General features: G+C 65.9%; 18 protein-coding genes. 13 read left to right on the top strand and 5 right to left on the bottom strand.

What is annotated here, in order from left to right:
- The first annotated feature begins 201 nt into the window (after positions 1–201).
- From flhF to BJG93_RS15935, 3 genes are read left to right on the top strand one after another with little or no spacing between them, the layout of a single operon-like run.
- Positions 202–2,223 (top strand): flagellar biosynthesis protein FlhF, encoded by a 2,022-nt coding sequence (flhF, locus tag BJG93_RS15945; protein WP_027199197.1) that lies wholly within the window; start codon positions 202–204, stop codon positions 2,221–2,223.
- On the top strand, positions 2,216–3,085 hold the full coding sequence (locus BJG93_RS15940; protein ID WP_027199196.1) for a MinD/ParA family ATP-binding protein: 870 nt from the start codon (positions 2,216–2,218) through the stop codon (positions 3,083–3,085). Before flhF ends, BJG93_RS15940 begins: the two co-directional genes overlap by 8 nt.
- Positions 3,086–3,115: 30 nt before the next feature.
- On the top strand, positions 3,116–3,850 hold the full coding sequence (locus BJG93_RS15935; RefSeq protein WP_027199195.1) for an RNA polymerase sigma factor FliA: 735 nt from the start codon (positions 3,116–3,118) through the stop codon (positions 3,848–3,850).
- A 91-nt stretch (positions 3,851–3,941) separates the two neighbouring features.
- On the opposite strand, the gene BJG93_RS15930 is transcribed toward BJG93_RS15935, so the two are convergent.
- The 5 genes from BJG93_RS15930 to flgA all read right to left on the bottom strand — a co-directional run bounded on the left by BJG93_RS15930 (position 3,942) and on the right by flgA (position 7,300).
- The gene (locus BJG93_RS15930) at positions 3,942–4,352 is read right to left on the bottom strand and encodes a type II toxin-antitoxin system HicB family antitoxin (protein WP_027199194.1); all 411 of its coding nucleotides are present in this window, start codon (positions 4,350–4,352) and stop codon (positions 3,942–3,944) included.
- The gene (locus tag BJG93_RS15925) at positions 4,349–4,531 is read right to left on the bottom strand and encodes a type II toxin-antitoxin system HicA family toxin (RefSeq protein WP_027199193.1); all 183 of its coding nucleotides are present in this window, start codon (positions 4,529–4,531) and stop codon (positions 4,349–4,351) included. The genes BJG93_RS15930 and BJG93_RS15925 overlap by 4 nt, the downstream gene beginning before the upstream one ends.
- A gap of 278 nt (positions 4,532–4,809) precedes the next feature.
- Positions 4,810–5,256, bottom strand: a complete 447-nt coding sequence (locus tag BJG93_RS15920) for a flagella synthesis protein FlgN (RefSeq protein WP_027199192.1) — start codon at positions 5,254–5,256, stop codon at positions 4,810–4,812.
- A gap of 94 nt (positions 5,257–5,350) precedes the next feature.
- Positions 5,351–5,710, bottom strand: coding sequence for a flagellar biosynthesis anti-sigma factor FlgM (gene flgM / locus BJG93_RS15915; protein ID WP_027199191.1), 360 nt, complete (start codon positions 5,708–5,710; stop codon positions 5,351–5,353).
- 177 nt (positions 5,711–5,887) lie between these two features.
- The gene (gene flgA, locus BJG93_RS15910; protein WP_027199190.1) at positions 5,888–7,300 is read right to left on the bottom strand and encodes a flagellar basal body P-ring formation chaperone FlgA; all 1,413 of its coding nucleotides are present in this window, start codon (positions 7,298–7,300) and stop codon (positions 5,888–5,890) included.
- 216 nt (positions 7,301–7,516) lie between these two features.
- On the opposite strand from flgA, the gene BJG93_RS15905 reads away from it, so the two are divergent.
- The 10 genes from BJG93_RS15905 to BJG93_RS15860 all read left to right on the top strand — a co-directional run bounded on the left by BJG93_RS15905 (position 7,517) and on the right by BJG93_RS15860 (position 16,420).
- Positions 7,517–8,014 (top strand): flagellar basal body rod protein FlgB, encoded by a 498-nt coding sequence (locus BJG93_RS15905; RefSeq protein WP_027199189.1) that lies wholly within the window; start codon positions 7,517–7,519, stop codon positions 8,012–8,014.
- Between the two features lie 128 nt (positions 8,015–8,142).
- A complete protein-coding gene (gene flgC / locus BJG93_RS15900) occupies positions 8,143–8,568 on the top strand; it encodes a flagellar basal body rod protein FlgC (RefSeq protein WP_027199188.1) in 426 nt (141 codons plus the stop codon).
- 10 nt (positions 8,569–8,578) lie between these two features.
- Positions 8,579–9,301: a flagellar hook assembly protein FlgD gene (locus BJG93_RS15895; protein ID WP_027199187.1), complete on the top strand. Its 723-nt coding sequence runs from the start codon at positions 8,579–8,581 to the stop codon at positions 9,299–9,301.
- A 43-nt stretch (positions 9,302–9,344) separates the two neighbouring features.
- A complete protein-coding gene (locus BJG93_RS15890) occupies positions 9,345–10,859 on the top strand; it encodes a flagellar hook protein FlgE (RefSeq protein ID WP_027199186.1) in 1,515 nt (504 codons plus the stop codon).
- Between the two features lie 17 nt (positions 10,860–10,876).
- Entirely contained in the window at positions 10,877–11,635 is a 759-nt protein-coding gene (gene flgF, locus BJG93_RS15885) for a flagellar basal-body rod protein FlgF (protein WP_027199185.1), read from the top strand.
- A 53-nt stretch (positions 11,636–11,688) separates the two neighbouring features.
- Complete coding sequence (flgG, locus tag BJG93_RS15880) at positions 11,689–12,477, top strand: flagellar basal-body rod protein FlgG (RefSeq protein ID WP_027199184.1); 789 nt, start codon at positions 11,689–11,691, stop codon at positions 12,475–12,477.
- A 29-nt stretch (positions 12,478–12,506) separates the two neighbouring features.
- The gene (flgH, locus tag BJG93_RS15875) at positions 12,507–13,205 is read left to right on the top strand and encodes a flagellar basal body L-ring protein FlgH (protein ID WP_027199183.1); all 699 of its coding nucleotides are present in this window, start codon (positions 12,507–12,509) and stop codon (positions 13,203–13,205) included.
- A 2-nt stretch (positions 13,206–13,207) separates the two neighbouring features.
- Positions 13,208–14,377 (top strand): flagellar basal body P-ring protein FlgI, encoded by a 1,170-nt coding sequence (locus BJG93_RS15870; protein ID WP_034479732.1) that lies wholly within the window; start codon positions 13,208–13,210, stop codon positions 14,375–14,377.
- Positions 14,378–14,389: 12 nt separating this feature from the next.
- The gene (gene flgJ / locus BJG93_RS15865) at positions 14,390–15,394 is read left to right on the top strand and encodes a flagellar assembly peptidoglycan hydrolase FlgJ (protein WP_027199181.1); all 1,005 of its coding nucleotides are present in this window, start codon (positions 14,390–14,392) and stop codon (positions 15,392–15,394) included.
- 252 nt (positions 15,395–15,646) lie between these two features.
- Positions 15,647–16,420: a flagellar brake protein gene (locus BJG93_RS15860; protein WP_174566112.1), complete on the top strand. Its 774-nt coding sequence runs from the start codon at positions 15,647–15,649 to the stop codon at positions 16,418–16,420.
- Positions 16,421–16,545: the final 125 nt, after the last annotated feature.

The following is a 16,545-nucleotide window of genomic DNA, read 5'->3' as shown; positions in this document are numbered from 1 at the left end:
TCCCGGCACCCGTCGCATCGCTGATACGCGTTTGCCGGCCTCGTCGATCGGTGTGTCTGCCGTGCGCCCATCGTGCGAATTGCCCGTCTTTAACGGTCTTTATCCATCGATCGTCGGCCGACGCCTTTCGCAATAATTGATTGCAATGGGAAGCGGTGTATTGCCGGTCCGTCAGTCCGTATATCTCATCGGGGGTCCAGTTTGAACATTCGTAAATTTGTCGGTGCTACCAGTCGCGATGCGTTGCGTCTCGTTCGCGAAGCACTGGGCCCCGATGCGGTCGTGCTGTCGAATCGCACGATGGACGACGGCAGCGTCGAAATCGTCGCGCTCGCCGATAGCGACCTCGCCGCGATCACGCCGAAAGCGCGTGAAGGCGCCCAGGCTGCGGCCGTCGGCGCGGGCTCCGGTGCGGCATCGATGCTCGCGCCTCGCGGCTCGTCCGCGGCGCCGATGAATCCGTACGCGAGCGCAATGCCGGACGTGTTTTCGTCGGTGTTCGGCGCGAGCCCGGAAGCGGGTGCTGAAGCGATGCCAATGATCGAGCCGGCGAATTTTCCGGCGAACGCGGCTGGGGATTTCATGGCCGGGTCCGCGAACCCGACGGCGTTCGACCCGGCGGTGAGCCACGCGGTCAACCGGTCCGCGAAGGAAGCGCCGTTGGCCGCCGCCAATGCTTATGCGTCGACGCACTCGGCACCCGGCCCGGCAACGGCGCCCGGCGCGAGCCAGCCGGCATCTAACGCAGTCACATCGTTCAACGCACCGGCCGGCACTTCCGCCGCTTCGGCCACGCCCTCCGGCGCGAGCGCCCGCGCCGCGGCCGCGCGCCTGTCGAAAGACCTCGGCGCAGATCCGCTGAAAGCTGCGGGCGTGCCGGTAGCGCCGGCTGTCGCACCGAGCGAAGCCGCCGTGCCACGCACGATGGCCGAGTCGAATCCGTGGCTCATCGATCACGCGCGCCGCATCGCGGCCGAGCAGCAGCAACAACGCGGCGAATACAGCGCGCGTCCCGCCGCGATGACGCCCGCCGTCGCGACCGCCAAAGGCCTCGGCAGCGCGGTCGACGCGCGGCCAATAGCCGTGCCGCCGGTGATCGATACGCCCGACTGGGCGCGCGAAGCCGCCGAAGTCGCTGCGCGCCGCACCGCGCAGAAGCTCGCGCCCATGCCGTCGGCCAGCGACGAAAGCCGCACGCCGGCCGCCGTCGCCGAAGCGATCAAGGGGCGCATGGAGCAGGTCGTCAAGGACACCGTGATGAGCGAGCTGTCGTCGATGCGCGACATGATGGAAGAGCACTTCGCGGGACTGCTGTGGGGCGATCGACAGCGCCGCAATCCCGGCGGCGCCGCGCTCACCAAGCATCTGTTCGCCGCCGGCTTTTCCGCGCAGCTCGTGCAGATGATGGTCGACAACCTGCCCGACGACATCGACACGATGGACGGCGGCATGGACTGGGTGCGCTCGGTGCTCGAATCGAACCTGCCGGTCATGGAGGACGAGGACGCGCTGATGGAGCGCGGCGGCGTGTTCGCGCTGATGGGTCCGACCGGCGTCGGCAAGACGACCACCACGGCGAAGCTCGCCGCGCGCTGCGTGATGCGCTTCGGGGCGAGCAAGGTAGCGCTGCTGACGACGGACAGCTACCGCATCGGCGGACATGAACAGCTGCGTATCTTCGGCAAGATTCTCGGCGTCTCGGTGCACGCAGTGAAGGACAGCGCCGATCTGCAACTCGCGCTTTCCGAGCTGCGCAACAAGCACATCGTGCTGATCGACACGATCGGCATGAGCCAGCGCGACCGCCTCGTGTCCGACCAGATCGCGATGCTGTGCCGCGCCGGCCAGCCGGTGCAGCGTCTGCTGCTGCTCAACGCGACGAGCCACGGCGACACGTTGAACGAAGTCGTGCAGGCGTATCAGCGCGCGCCGGATCAGCAGCCGCTCGCCGGTTGCATTCTGACCAAGCTCGACGAAGCGACCAACCTGGGCGGCGTGCTCGATACGGTGATCCGCTACAAGCTGCCGGTGCACTACGTATCGACTGGACAGAAGGTGCCGGAGAACCTGTACGTCGCGACGAAGAAATTCCTGATCAAGAGCACCTTCTGCATTCCGCGCGACAACTCGCCGTTCGTGCCGCACGACGACGACATCCCCGCTTTGCTGTCCTCGCTGTCCGCACGTTCGACGGCCGAGCTGCACGAGGTTCGCTTTGGATAAATTCGTTTCGGATCAAGCCGAAGGGTTGCGGCGGCTGCTCGCTCGGGGCGGTGCGCGCGTGATCGCGTTGGCGGGAGCGTCGGCGGGCGTGGGTAATACGACCGTGGCGGTCAATCTCGCGGCGGCGCTCGCGCAGCAGGGCAAGGACGTGCTCGTGATCGACGAATGCGTCAGTGCGCAATCGGTGAGCGCGATGCTTGGCGGCTCGCGCGGCGCCGGCGACTTCGCGGCGGTGATGCGCGGCGAGACGCCAGTCGATTTCGCCGCGGCGCGTCACGCGCTCGGCTTTTCGGTGCTGTCCGCCTCGCGCAGCAACCGCGAGGGCCACACGGAGACCGAGTTCAGTGTGCTGCTCGGCGGCTCGGCCGACATCGTGCTGATCGACGCGCAGCTCGACGACGAAGGGCATCTGTCGCCGCTCGCGAAGCAGGCGCACGACGTGATGATCGTCGCGCGTGTGTCGGGCGAGGCGATCACCGACGCATACGCGTGCATCAAGCGTTTGCATTACGCGCACGCGATCGCGCAGTTGCGCGTGCTCGCGAATCAGGTGCAAAGCGCCAACGAAGCGCAAGCCGCGTTCACGAATCTGGCCGGCGTGGCCGGCCGTTACCTGACCGTCGCGTTGGAAAACGCCGGCTGCGTTGCGGCCGACGTGCGCATCGCGCGGGCGCTCGAGTTGTCGCGCTGTGTGGTCGATGCGTTTCCGTCGACACCAGCCGCGCGCGACTTCCGCCATCTCGCCGCCGAATTGCAGTACTGGCCGATGCGGCCAGCGATGTCGTCGCAAACGCCCTGGCGGGCGCCTGCGACGGTTACAGCGGCGCAGCACGCCGACCAACCGTCCGCGCAGCACGCTTAAGAGGCGAGTACGAAGGACAAGGGGAGCACGATGTACAACGCTCAGGGAAAGATTTCACAGGCCGAAGTTCTGGCGAAGTACGCACCGCTCGTGCGTCGACTCGGCTTGCAGCTTGTCGCGAAAATGCCGGCGAGCGTCGATCTCGACGACCTGATCCAGGCCGGCATGATCGGCTTGCTGGATGCCGCCGGCCGCTACAAGGAAGACCAGGGCGCACAGTTCGAGACCTATGCCAGCCAACGGATTCGCGGCGCGATGCTCGACGAGCTGCGCAGCAACGACTGGCTGCCGCGCAGCCTGCGGCGCACGTCGCGCGAAGTGGAAACCGCGGTGCACAAGGTTGAGCAGAACCTCGGTCGCTCGGCGAGCGAGGCGGAGGTCGCCGAGCATCTGCAGATGCCGCTCGACGAATATCAGTCGATGCTGCAGGACTTGCACGGCAGCCAGCTGATCTACTACGAAGACTTTGACCGCTCCGCCGACGACGAACCTTTTCTGGACCGCTACTGCGTCGATCATTCAGATCCGCTCTCGGCGCTGCTCGATGACAGCCTGCGCTCCGCGCTCGTCGAAGCGATCGACCGGCTGCCGGAGCGCGAGAAGCTGCTGATGTCGCTGTACTACGAGCGCGGCATGAATCTGCGCGAGATCGGCGCGGTCATGGAAGTGAGCGAATCGCGCGTGTGCCAGCTGCATAGCCAGGCCGTGGCACGCTTGCGCACCCGGCTGCGCGAAATGGCCTGGGCGAACGCCGAAACCAACTGATGCCACCGCGCGGCAGCCCGCCGCTTTTCAAGCGCTGCCTTCGGACGCGGCGGTGCGCCGAAGCCGATGCGCACCCGGCCGCCGGGGTTGCTCATGCGTCTGCCATCTCGCGCTCGGCGGCGAGCGCCAGAAAAGCCGAGCGCGACATACCGTGCGCCTGCGCATAGGCGTCGATCTCCTGCACCAGCGCCTCGGGCAGCGAAATGTTGATGCGAACCGCCTTCTTCAACGCCGGAATATTGCGCGTCGTCACGAAACCCCATGTGAACCCAGCGAACTCGGGATTGCGCCGATGCTCGCCGAGCGTGAGCGGTTCGGGCAAGGGCAGTCCTTCGTCGAGCAAAGTGTCGAGATGCGATTCGATCGCCTCTTTCGCGTTCACATACGCTTGTTCCAGCGTGTCGCCCGCGGAGTAACAGCCCGGAATATCGGGTACCACGACGCCGAACGCGTGCGTGTTGTCTCCGGGTTCGATGGCGATCGGAAAGATCAGATGCTTCATTTGAGCCCCGCCTGTTTCAGAATGCTGTTCAGGGTGCCGGCCGGCAAATCTTTTTTGGGGTGCGGGACAGTCACGAGGCCTGGCTTTCCCGCGTGCCTGAAATGATGGTGACTGCCCGCTATGCGGACGAGCTGCCAACCATTCGCTTGGATCAATTTGACGACCTCGGCACTGTTCATACATCACACCCTCCATCATACACACGATTACACAAACCTGCTAGCAGGCGAGCTACCGCCGATGGACGTGCGGCCAGGCTGAAGCCGCGACGCTGGCGAAAACTCGACAGACGTCGCCATTTCAGCGTGACGGGTGGACTAGCGCTAGCTAGCCGAACGGCTAACGCGGCGTGGGGTGCAGGGGTAAGTGCGTGAAAAGCGGCAGCGGAAAAGCAGAAGGCCCGTCGGTGACGGGCCTTCTCATTCATTTGGATATGGCTGCCGGGCAGGCGCGCCGGTCAGAGTCCCGAATAAGCCGGAACCCGCCCATCGGGCCCATACAGGTTCGTCTTGCGCGGCACGTTGACCTGCAGCGCTTTCAGCGCGCGCTGGTTGTAGTCCATCCGCACGCGGATCAGCTCCCCGTTGTTGGCGTTGACCCGCCGCGCGCGCTCGGCCGCTTTCTGCAGCAGCTTCCATTGCGTCGCGATGCGTGCGTCGGTGCTCGCCGCGAGCTCCATGCCGGACCAGCCGGCTGGAAAGCCGAGTTCGGCCAGATGCGAATCGCGCGCGGCTTCGAGCCTCGCCAGCACGCCAATGAGCTCGGTTTTCTTCTCGACGATCGGCGGCAATTGCTCCAGCGGCCAGACCGCCGTTAGCGCTTTGGTTTCGAGCGTGAGGATCGAGGCGAACGCTTCGACGGTCGAATGTTCTTCGATCAGGGTAGCAACCAGGGCGTCTTTCATGTCAACAACTCGCTACGCACACCGGCTCGCGAATCACGCGCGAACCGAGTTGGTCGGACGCCGCCCGGCAGGGCACCGCGCGGCGAGATGCCGATCAGTTGCCGGTCGACGAGGCTTTGTTTTGCAACAGGTCGCGCGCCGTCTGCAACACGCCGTCGGCGATCTTGCCGGAGTCGATCTGCAGCGTGCCGTCCTTGATCGCCTGCTTGATCGATTCGACGTGCGCGGTGTCGATGTCGGCCGAACCGGAGGCCGCGAGACTGCGCAGATGTTGCGACAGACCCGACAGGCTCACGCTGGTGTCGCCCGACGCGCTGCTCGCGCTCGACGTGGCCGCGCCCGCCGCGCCTTGCGTGGCGCTGGCTGCGGGCGTGGCTTCGCCGTTCTGCTGCGAACGCGACAAAGCGTCTTTCAACGATGGCAGATTCGAAGAGGTGGTGGAATCGACTTTCACGATTGGCTTCCCTAACGATTTGACCTTGATAACGGCAACCACTGATCAAAACTTTAGCGCAATCGCTCGACACCCAGCCCGCCACCAGGTGGCCATCTGCCCCTTTCAATACCCGTTTGTCCGCTGCCACCGCCGCCGCGGCAGCGGCTTCGAGCGTGCTCATTGCCGCCGGCCCGCTCACATCTGGATCTCCACCGTCCCGCCGTCCTTGACGATGCCGGAGATGATCTGGCCGTTCGCGGTCTTCACGCGCACGTGCTGGCCCGGCGACGCGTTATTCATCGCGCTGCCCTCGGACGAAATCGAGAAACCGTCACCGGCCGCGACGACCCGCACGGTCTGGCCGATCGCCACCGCCGACGCGCTCTTCAGCATGTCGCGGCGCAGCGGCATGCCGCCCGCGATCCGCACCAGCGAGACCGAGCCGACTGCCTGCGACGGGTCGGTGACGATCGCCTGCGGCAGGCCGGTCAGGTCGCCTTCACGCGCGACGAGATCGGCGGCCGTCAGCACTTCGCCCGGCGCCATCGCGCGGGCGGCGAGGTAGTAGGTCGCATGCAGCGCGATGCGGGCCTGCAGATAGAGGGTCCACGGCCGCTCGCCCGCGCAGCGCACGCCGACCGTCAGCCGGCCCCACAGGCGCGCGCCGGTCGGCATGAACGGTTCGAGCGAGGTGCACGCGGCGAGGCCGCGCGCAAACGCGGACGCCACCGTAATGTCGACCTTGCCGGGCAAGCCGACGGCCTGCTGTTGCAGGAAGGCGAGCGCGGTCGCATGAATTGCTTCCGGGTCCTGCTGGCCGGGCCGTGGCGCGGGTGGCGCGGGCTGAACGGGCGCGGCGGCGGTAGCGGGCTGCGGCGTTCCCTGTGCGACGGCCGGCTGGCGCGAGGCTGGCGACGCGACGGGCATTCTCGCGATCGCGGGATTTGCCGTCTGCTTGGGCGCGGTCGCGAGTAGCTTGCCATTCGCGCCGAACTGGGGCGGCTCGCCGCGCGACGCGAGACTGTCGAAACCGTCGCCTTGCGGTGCGTTGGCCGCGACCGCGCGCGGATTCGCGAGGCCGGCGGCCGGGCCCGCTTCGACATTGACGCGCGCGACGCCCGACGCCCCCGTGCTGGCCGCCGGCGGAATCGTCACCACGCCGTTGGCGTCCGGTTTGAAGTTGGTGCGGATGATTGCCGGCGCGGCGATAGCGGGCTCGGCCGCGCCCGGAATGACGATCGCACCGTTCGCGCTCGCGGCCCGGCCGAACGCATCGGTGTCGCGCGAGACGCTCGCGCGGCCGAGCGACTGCGCGGTCGCCGCGGCGAGCGAGGCCGCCGACGCGTTGCGCTGCGCCGGCGTCTGAATCCGTTGCGCGAGATCGTTCAGCGCGGCGGGATTCTTCTCGGCGGGCCCTGGAATCACGATCGGGCCGCCCGCGTCCTGCGCCTGGGTCGTGGCCGGCAGCAACACGATGCCGCCCGCCACCCATACCGCCACATTGATGACCAGCCGCGTCAGGCAATGCGCGAAACCGCGCCGCACCGCCCGCGCGCCCACGCTCGTGCCGCTCGCAGGCTGCGGCAAGGTGTTAGTGGGCTGGTCCATCGCGGGTCTCCATCGAATGCATCGGTACGCCTTGCATTCTAGTGAGCCCCCCCTTCGCGCAAACGTTGAATAGAAGCCCCCTTTCCCGGTTATTCGTCCGATTGCCGCTTGCGCGCGGCCCATAAGATGCATCACATGCAAAAAGGCCTTCATCCGCCGCGTGTCCCGCACGACGCGCACACGGGACGGCCTTGGAAACGTTCTCGGGAGATTCCCATGCTGGACAAACTCGATGCCGAATTCGCGTTCGGCCGGCAGGCGATGGATGTACGCGCCTACCGGCAGGAACTGTTGTCGTCGAATATCGCGAACGCCGACACCCCCGGCTACAAGGCGCGCGATATCGACTTCGCGTCGTCGCTCGCCGGCGCGCTGAAGAAGACGGGCGGCAGCAGCGCCGGGCAGGGCGCATCGAACGGCTCGACGCTCGCGATGACGCAGCCCGCGGGCGTGACGAGCGGCATGTCGATGAACACGACCGAGGCCGGCCACATGAGCGGCAAGGCCACGCTGACGGCGACGGGCGGCAGCCCCGACGACTACGGCAACCTGCAATACCGGATTCCGCAGCAGCCGGCGCTCGACGGCAACACGGTCGACGTCGACACCGAGCGCGTGCAGTTCGCCGACAACACGGTGCACTTCGAGTCGGGCATGACGGTCGTGTCAAATCAGATCAAGACGATGCTGTCGGCGATCACGTCGGGCTCGTAAGCCGGACGGCCGCACCGCACACAAGCAGAGCGCATGGCAGCTGAATACAGGCAGCCAGCACGCAGGAACACGAACGCTACGGGACTTAACGTAACGCCGGTGCGAACCGGCAGGAGAGGTCAGGAAACATGCCATCCCTGATGAATATTTTTGGTGTCGCGGGCTCCGCGATGTCGGCGCAATCGGAGCGGCTCAACGTGACGGCGTCGAACCTCGCCAACGCTGACAGCACGACCGGCCCCGACGGTCAGCCGTACAAGGCCAAGCAGGTCGTGTTCGCGGTGAACCCGCTCGGCGGCGCGCGCTCGGGCTCCGGCCAGCAGGTCGGGGGCGTGCAGGTGACTGGCGTGGTCGACGACCCGTCGCCGATGAAGACCGCGTACGAACCCGGCAATCCGGCGGCCGATGCGAACGGCTACGTGACGCTACCCAACGTCGACCCGGTGCAGGAGATGGTCAACATGATCTCGGCCTCGCGCTCGTACCAGGCCAACGTCGAAACGCTGAACACAGCCAAAACCCTGATGCTGAAAACGCTCACGATCGGAACCTGAGGAGAGAGCCTTGACCACCAACACCACGATCGGCAGCAGCGGCGCGACGGTTTCGCAGACGCTGCTCGACACGATGAACGGCACAAGCAGCAGCTCGAGCGCGAGCAGCTCGACGAGCAGCACGTCGGGCACCTCGCCCGCGGACCTGCAGAACACCTTCCTGCAACTGCTCGTCGCGCAGATGAAGAACCAGGACCCGACCAATCCGATGGACAGCTCGCAGATGACCTCGCAGCTGGCCCAGATCAGCACGGTGCAGGGCATCAGCCAGCTCAATACGTCGCTCTCGTCGCTGTCGACGCAGCTAGCGGCCGGCCAGCAGTCGCAGTCCGCGCTGCTGATCGGCTCGACCGTGCTCGCGCCGGGCAACTCGATCTCCGTGTCGAGCGGCAAGGCGACCGAGTTCGGCGTCACGCTCGCGAACTCCGTCAGCGACCTGCAGGTCGTCGTGAAGAACTCGGCCGGCACCATCGTCAACACGATCGACCTCGGCAAGCAGTCGGCCGGCACGATTCCGGTCGGCTGGACGCCGACCGACTCGGCGGGCAATACGCTCGCCGACGGCACGTACACGATCACCGCGACCGGCACGATCAACGGCCAGCAGGCGACGGCCACAACGCTCACCGGCGCGACCGTCCAAAGCGTCGTCCAGCAGAGCGACGGCACGGCGGGCCTCGTGCTGTCGAACGGCTCGACGGTCGGCCTGACCAGCGTCGCCGCAATCCTGTAAGCCGCATCCATCCCGTTACGACTTTGCAGATACGGAGTACGTCATGAGTTACCAAACAGGTTTGAGCGGTCTGTCGGCGTCGTCGAGCGATCTCGACGTGATCGGCAACAACATCGCCAACGCCAACACGGTCGGTTTCAAGAGCGGCACCGCCGAATTCGCCGACATGTACGCCAATTCGGTCGCGACCGCGGTGAGCCAGCAGATCGGTATCGGCACGCAGCTGTCGGAAGTGCAGCAGCAGTTCTCGCAAGGCACGATCAACACGACGAACCAGGCGCTGAACGTCGCGATCAACGGCAACGGCTTCTTTCAGATGTCGAACAACGGCACGCTGACCTATTCGCGCAACGGCGTGTTCCAGCTCGACAAGAACGGCTTCGTCACGAACGCGCAGGGCCTCGATCTGATGGGCTACGCGGCCAATAGCTCGGGCATCATCAACACCGCGCAGACCGTGCCGCTGCAGGTGCCGACCGCGAACATCGCGCCGCAGGCGACCACCTCGGTCACCGCGGGCCTGAACCTGAACGCGCAGGACGACATCATGCTCGGCGCGCCTACCGCGACGCCCGGCGGCACCAACGCCGGCACGCTGAATACGACCGGCGCGACGATCACCAACGCGGCCGCGGGCACGAACACCGACAAGTACACGATCAACTTCACGAGCCCGACCACCTACACGGTCACGGACAACACACTCGGCACGACCACCGCGTCGCAGAACTACACGGCCGGCACCGCGATCACGCTGGGCAACGGCGAGAGCATTACGTTCAGCGGCGCGCCGGCGGTCAACGACAGCTACACGATCACGCAGAACCCGACCACGTTCAACCAGAACAGCTCGTCGACCTACAACTATTCGACGAGCACAACCGTCTACGACACGCTCGGCGGCTCGCAGACGGTCAACATGTACTTCGCGAAGACGGGCTCGGGCACATGGAACGTGTACGCGGGCCCGTCGACCGGCACCGCGACGCTGATCGGCACGGCGAACTTCAATTCGTCGGGCACGCTGGTCAGCACGATCGACGCGACGACCGGCCTCGCGACCGCGACCCTTGGCGCGTTCACCATGTCGCTGCCGAACACCGACGGTTCGAGCACGCCGCAGAACGTCACGCTGAACGTGGCCGGCACCACGCAGTACGGCGGCAAGGACGGCGTGAACAGCCTGTCGACCGACGGCTACGCGGCGGGCCAGCTGACGAGCTTCACGGTCGGTGCCGACGGCACGCTGACCGGCAACTACTCGAACGGCCAGACCGCGGCGCTCGGCCAGATCGTGCTCGCGAACTTCTCGAACGAGAACGGCCTCGTCGACCTCGGCAATAACGAGTACGGCCAGACGGCGGCTTCGGGCGTCGCGCAGATTTCCACGCCCGGCTCGACCAATCACGGCGTGCTGCAAGGCGGCGCGGTCGAGAACTCGAACGTCGATCTGACGAGCGAGCTGGTCAACCTGATCACCGCGCAGCGCAACTATCAGGCGAACGCGCAGACGATCAAGACCCAGCAGGCCGTCGACCAGACCCTGATCAACCTGTAAGCCAACGGGACCTCTTCATGGATCGGCTGATCTACACCGCGATGTCGGGCAGCGCGCAGGCGCTGGAACAGCAGGCGATCGTCGCGAACAACCTCGCGAACGCGTCGACCACGGGCTTTCGCGCGCAGCTCGAAACCTACCGCGCCGTGCCGATGTCGTTCGGCGACGGCAGCTCGATCAACGACGACACGACCCGCACGTTCGTGCTGTCCTCGACACCGGGCGCCGACTACACGCCGGGGCCGATCCAGCAGACGGGTAATCCGCTCGACGTCGCGATTCAGGGGCCGGGCTGGCTGTCGGTGCAGACCGCCGACGGCAACGAGGCCTACACGCGCGCAGGCAATCTGCACATCGACGAAAACGGCCAGCTCGTGAATGCGACCAATCAGGTCGTGCTCGGCAACGGCGGGCCGGTAGCGGTCCCGCCGGGCGCGCAGATCACGATCGGCAAGGACGGCACGGTGTCCGCGCTGACGCCGGGCGATCCGCCCACCGCTGTCGTCACCGTCGATCAACTGAAGCTCGTCAATCCCGATCCGCAGTCGCTCACGCGCGGCGATGACGGTCTGTTTCGCACCGCCGACGGCAACCCCGCCGACGCCGATCCGACCGTGACGCTCGCGCCGGCGTCGCTCGAAGGCAGCAACGTGAATCCGGTCAGCGCGATGGTCTCGATGATCACCAACGCGCGCCAGTTCCAGATGCAGACACAGTTGCTGGAAAACGCCGACAAAAACGATCAGTCCGCCAACCAGCTGCTCAGCTTCAGCTAACGGATTGCCACGGTGCGCGCGACGAGGCGCGCGCCGACACTGGAGAACCACACGTGAACCGCTCACTCTATATCGCCGCCACCGGCATGAATGCGCAACAGGCGCAGATGGACGTGATCTCGAACAACCTCGCGAACGTCAGCACCAACGGCTTCAAGGGCTCGCGCGCGGTATTCGAAGATCTGCTGTACCAGACCATCCGCCAGCCGGGCGCGAACTCGACGCAGCAAACCGAGTTGCCGTCGGGCATCCAGCTCGGCACCGGCGTGCAGCAGGTCGCGACCGAGCGCCTGTACACGCAGGGCAACCTGCAGCAGACCGGCAACTCAAAGGACGTCGCGATCAACGGCGCCGGGTTCTTCCAGGTGCAGATGCCCGACGGCACGACTGCCTACACGCGCGATGGCTCGTTCCAGACCAACGCGCAGGGTCAGCTCGTCACGTCGAGCGGCTACCAGGTGATTCCGGCGATCACGATCCCGACCAATGCAACCTCGCTGACGATCGGCAGCGACGGCGTGGTGTCGATCACCGTGTCCGGCTCGAGCAATACGCAGCAGCTCGGCTCGATGCAGGTCGCAACTTTCATCAACCCGGCCGGACTCGACGCGAAGGGCGAAAACCTGTTCGCGGAGACGGCGTCGTCGGGCGCGCCGAACGTGGCGCAACCGGGCCTGAACGGCTCGGGCACGCTCAACCAGGGTTACGTGGAAGCGTCGAACGTCAACGTCGTGCAGGAACTGGTGAACATGATCCAGACGCAGCGCGCGTATGAAATCAACAGCAAGGCCGTGACGACCTCCGACCAGATGCTGCAGACCTTGAGCCAGATGCAGGTTTGAGGACGGGAAATTTAAGGCGGTCAACGAAGATGGCGCACTCCACTCGCACTCCGGTGCATTCGCGTACGGCCGAGGCGCTCGTGCAGCTCGCGCTGCTCGCCGCGCTCGGCGGCTGCGGACTCGTGCCGAAGCAACCGATCACGCAGCAGCCGATGACCGCGCTGCCGCCGATACCGCCGCAGGCGCAGGCGCCGGGCTCGATCTACAACCCGGGCTACGCGGGCCGTCCGTTGTTCGAAGACCAGCGGCCGCGCAATGTGGGCGACATCATCACGATCGTGATCGCCGAGAACATCAACGCGACGAAGTCATCGGGCGCGAATGCGAACCGCAACGGCAACACCAACTTCAACGTGCCGACCGCGGGCTTTCTCGGCGGCCTGTTCGGCAAGGCCAACCTGAGCGCGACCGGCACCAACGGTTTTGCCGGGACCGGCGGCGCGAACGCGTCGAATACGTTCAACGGCACGATCACCGTGACCGTGACCGGCGTGCAGGCGAACGGCAACCTGATCGTGAGCGGTGAGAAACAGATGCTGATCAATCAGGGCAATGAATTCGTGCGCTTTTCCGGTGTCGTGAATCCCAACACGATTTCGAGTCTCAACGCGGTGTACTCGACCCAGGTCGCCGACGCGAAAATCGAATACTCCGCGAAGGGTTACATAGACGAGGCGGAGAACATGGGCTGGCTGCAGCGGTTCTTCCTCAACGTGGCACCGTGGTGATCATGGCGATCGTCTTCAACAGGCTGTCGCGCGCGGGCCGCGCACTCATGTTCGTCGCGCTCGCCTGCGCGGCGCTGCCGGCCGCGACGCCCGCGCACGCCGAGCGCCTGAAGGATCTCGCGCAGATCCAGGGCGTGCGCGACAACCCGCTGATCGGCTACGGCCTCGTGGTCGGCCTCGACGGCACCGGCGACCAGACCACGCAGACGCCGTTTACGACCCAGACGCTCGCGAACATGCTCGCGAACCTCGGCATCTCGATCAACAACCAGGCGGCGGGCTCGAGCAACTCGCAGTCGTCGCTGTCGAACATCCAGCTGAAGAACGTCGCCGCCGTGATGGTGACCGCGGTGCTGCCGCCGTTCGCGCGGCCGGGCGAAGCGATCGACGTCACGGTATCGTCGCTCGGCAATGCGAAGAGCCTGCGCGGCGGCACGCTGCTGCTCACGCCGCTGAAGGGCGCCGACGGCCAGGTGTATGCGCTCGGCCAGGGCAACGTCGCAGTCGGCGGCGCGGGAGCGAGCGCGAACGGCAGCAGGGTGCAGGTCAACCAGCTGGCCGCCGGGCGCATCACCAGCGGCGCGATCGTCGAGCGCTCGGTGCCGACCGCGGTGTCGCAGGCGGGCACGATGCAGCTCGACCTGAACGACATGGACTACGACACCACGCAGCGCGTCGTCGCGGCCATCGACAATGCGTTCGGCAGCGGCACCGCGACGGCGCTCGACGGCCGCACGGTCCAACTGCGCGCGCCGGCCGATCCGCAGCAGCAGGTCTCGTTCATGGCGCAATTGCAGAACCTCGAAGTGCGGCCCGCGCAGGCCGCCGCGAAGGTGATCCTGAACGCCCGCACCGGCTCGATCGTGATGAACCAGATGGTCACGCTGCAGAACTGCGCGGTCGCACACGGCAATCTGTCGGTCGTGATCAATACCCAGCCGGTGGTGAGCCAGCCGGGCGCGTTCTCGAACGGCCGCACCGTGGCCGCGCAGCAGTCGCAGATCCAGATGAAGCAGGACAACGGCGCGCTGAAACTCGTGAACGCCGGTGCCAATCTCGCCGATGTGGTGAAGGGGCTCAACGCGCTCGGCGCGACGCCCGCGGATCTGATGTCGATCCTGCAGGCCATGAAAGCAGCCGGTGCGTTGCGCGCCGACCTGGAAATTATCTAAGGAGCACGCCCGATGAATTCGGATACGACCAATAGCGTCAACTCCGCCAACGATCTGACCAGCCGGTTCGCGCTCGACGTGCAGGGCTTCGGCGCGCTGAGCGCACAGGCGAAGGCCTCGCCGCAAGCCGGCATGAAGATGGCCGCGCAGCAGTTCGACGCGGTGTTCACGCAGATGATGCTCAAGAGCATGCGCGACGCGACGCCGCAGGACGGTCCGTTCGATTCGCACGACACCGCGACCTTCACATCGATGATGGATCAGCAGATGGCGCAGCAGCTATCGAAGAAGGGCATCGGCGTGGCCGACGCGATGCTCAAGCAGCTGATGCGTAACCAGGGCATGCAGGTGGGCGGTGCGAACGGCGCGGGCGCGGCCGGTGGTCTCGCCGGCATGGCCAACGCGCTCGGCGGCGGTAGCGGCGGCGACGCAGGCCAGAGCGCAGCGCTCAACGCGCTCGCGCGCGCCTACGGCAACGCCCAGGCAAACGGCCAGCTCGCGCTCGGCCGGGCCTACTCGGCCAATAGCGCGCTGACGCCGCCGGTGCGCGGCGACGGCAGTTCGCCGAAAGTCGACGCGTTCGTCGACAAGCTCGCGGCGCCGGCGCAGGCCGCGAGCGCGGCGACCGGCATTCCGGCGCGCTTCATCATCGGTCAGGCCGCGCTCGAATCGGGTTGGGGCAAGAGCGAGATCAAGAAGGCCGACGGCTCGACCAGCCACAACGTGTTCGGCATCAAGGCGGGCAACGACTGGACCGGCAAGACCGTGTCGACGGTCACGACCGAATACGTGAACGGCAAGCCCCATCGCACGGTCGAGAAATTCCGCTCGTACGGCTCGTACGAGGAAGCGATGACTGATTACGCGAGCCTGTTGAAGAACAATCCGCGTTATGCGCAGGTGATCAATTCGTCGCACGACGTAAACGGTTTTGCGACCGGCATGCAGCGCGCCGGTTATGCGACCGATCCGCATTACGCAAAAAAGCTGATGTCGATCATGCAGAAAATGGGCTGATCGAGAATTTTGCCCGCGACGACGCGGCGTTCGAGCGGACCCGGTTTTAACGTTTGCGGGCGATTTCCGGCGAATATTTAATTCAAGCCCCTAAATTTTTGCTGGATGCTGCCGCTAACGAGTTAGACCCGATACCGGAATAGCGCTGTATGTTCCGGTCGAACGCGTGTGTTGCGGCTTTGCACGACGACCCTCAGAGTCGATGGCGAGACCTTGGCACGCGCCCGCAAGAACATGCTTACCGGCAAGCCCATGGATATGAACCAGTCGAACGGCCAGACTGACACGAACGGTCAGCCGCACGTCCCGCAAAACGAGAGCGTTCCCGACTTCGGCCGCCGCAATCCGCTGGAAATCGGCGTGCAGTTGCGCAATCTCGTCAATCGCGGCGACTTCCTCACCGTCGAATATGCGGGTGGGCAACTCGTCACGCGGCTGCTCGACGTCGACGTGCGCGAACGAACTTTCACCTTCGATTGGGGCGCGCTCTCCGATCTGAACGCGGGGCTGCTCAACGCGCCGCGCTGCCAGTTCCACGCGTCGCCCGACGGCGTGCGCGTCGAGTTCACGACCCCGACGCCGCGCGAGACGCGCTTCGAGGGACTGCCGGCGTTCGAGGCCGAGTTCCCCGAGGTGTTGTTCTACGTGCAGCGGCGCGAGTATTTCCGCGTCCCCGCGCCGATTCTCGATCCATTCATGTGTAGCGGCCGCCTGCCCGAGGGCGACACGTTCCGCTTCGAGGTGCACGACCTGTCGCTCGGCGGTGTCGGCATGCACACGACCGACCAGCGCGTCGGCGAATTGCCGATGGGCGCGCGCCTGACGGACTGCGAGCTCACGCTCGGCGCGCTGGGCCGTTTGTCGCTCGATCTGCAACTCGTGTCGCATCGCTCGCTCGCGCTGCCGAACGGCACGCAACGCTATCAGCTCGGCTTCCGTTTCCTGACGCTCCCGGGCAGCGCGGAAAACACGCTGCAGCGGCTGATCACGCAGCTCGAAATGAAGCGCCGCTCGCTGGCGCGCTGAGCGGCAAGGCACCACGGGCGGGCCGCAAACGAAGTGGAATGGCCCTCAATTTTTCGCGCGGCGGGCCGTTAAAGAGGATGTTCCACTAACGCGGTGGCATGTCTGCGACGCCGCCCTTCAGGATG

Origin of the sequence: Paraburkholderia sprentiae WSM5005 (assembly GCF_001865575.2) — a bacterium.
Taxonomy (GTDB): domain Bacteria; phylum Pseudomonadota; class Gammaproteobacteria; order Burkholderiales; family Burkholderiaceae; genus Paraburkholderia; species Paraburkholderia sprentiae.
The sequence above is the reverse complement of the archived record's forward strand: the minus strand, read 5'-3'. Positions and strand labels throughout refer to the sequence as shown.

Excerpts from the sequence above, each read along its gene's own strand:
- BJG93_RS15935 (WP_027199195.1), top strand. The coding sequence starts at position 3,116 with ATGTACAACGCTCAGGGAAAGATTTCACAGGCCGAAGTTCTGGCGAAG.
- BJG93_RS15930 (WP_027199194.1), bottom strand. The coding sequence starts at position 4,352 with ATGAAGCATCTGATCTTTCCGATCGCCATCGAACCCGGAGACAACACG.
- BJG93_RS15925 (WP_027199193.1), bottom strand. The coding sequence starts at position 4,531 with ATGAACAGTGCCGAGGTCGTCAAATTGATCCAAGCGAATGGTTGGCAG.
- BJG93_RS15920 (WP_027199192.1), bottom strand. The coding sequence starts at position 5,256 with ATGAAAGACGCCCTGGTTGCTACCCTGATCGAAGAACATTCGACCGTC.
- flgA (WP_027199190.1), bottom strand. The coding sequence starts at position 7,300 with ATGGACCAGCCCACTAACACCTTGCCGCAGCCTGCGAGCGGCACGAGC.
- BJG93_RS15905 (WP_027199189.1), top strand. The coding sequence starts at position 7,517 with ATGCTGGACAAACTCGATGCCGAATTCGCGTTCGGCCGGCAGGCGATG.
- flgC (WP_027199188.1), top strand. The coding sequence starts at position 8,143 with ATGCCATCCCTGATGAATATTTTTGGTGTCGCGGGCTCCGCGATGTCG.
- BJG93_RS15890 (WP_027199186.1), top strand. The coding sequence starts at position 9,345 with ATGAGTTACCAAACAGGTTTGAGCGGTCTGTCGGCGTCGTCGAGCGAT.
- flgF (WP_027199185.1), top strand. The coding sequence starts at position 10,877 with ATGGATCGGCTGATCTACACCGCGATGTCGGGCAGCGCGCAGGCGCTG.
- flgH (WP_027199183.1), top strand. The coding sequence starts at position 12,507 with ATGGCGCACTCCACTCGCACTCCGGTGCATTCGCGTACGGCCGAGGCG.
- BJG93_RS15870 (WP_034479732.1), top strand. The coding sequence starts at position 13,208 with ATGGCGATCGTCTTCAACAGGCTGTCGCGCGCGGGCCGCGCACTCATG.
- flgJ (WP_027199181.1), top strand. The coding sequence starts at position 14,390 with ATGAATTCGGATACGACCAATAGCGTCAACTCCGCCAACGATCTGACC.
- BJG93_RS15860 (WP_174566112.1), top strand. The coding sequence starts at position 15,647 with ATGGATATGAACCAGTCGAACGGCCAGACTGACACGAACGGTCAGCCG.